This is a genomic window from Alkalicoccobacillus porphyridii (assembly GCF_007293315.1).
Classification (GTDB): Bacteria; Bacillota; Bacilli; order Bacillales; family Bacillaceae_D; genus Alkalicoccobacillus; species Alkalicoccobacillus porphyridii.
The window spans coordinates 1-252 of the sequence record NZ_VLXZ01000325.1 but is presented as its reverse complement, the minus strand read 5'-3'; the positions used below and the strand labels follow the sequence as shown (position 1 = coordinate 252).

General features: G+C 45.2%; 1 protein-coding gene. It reads left to right on the top strand.

The genetic code is table 11. The features are described from left to right. Positions 1 to 252, top strand: a 252-nt coding sequence (locus tag FN960_RS22095; protein WP_143850843.1) for an autotransporter outer membrane beta-barrel domain-containing protein, incomplete at both ends; no start/stop codon positions are given.

Sequence of the window (252 nt, the reverse complement as noted above, 5' to 3'; positions counted from 1 at the left end):
AATTACAAGGGAAGTCATGAATGGTATGTTCAGCCGCAGCTTCAGGTTGTCCGGATGAATGTAAAATCAGACAAATATCATGAAAGTAACGGAACCAGTATTGAAAATACCGGTAACGGAAATATTCTCACCCGCCTGGGAGCAAGAACATGGCTTACCAGCAAAAACGGTAAAAATACGCGGTATGCGGTTCCGTTCAGACCATTTGGGGAGGCACACTGGTTGCACAATAGTCGTGTTTTCGGCACCAGT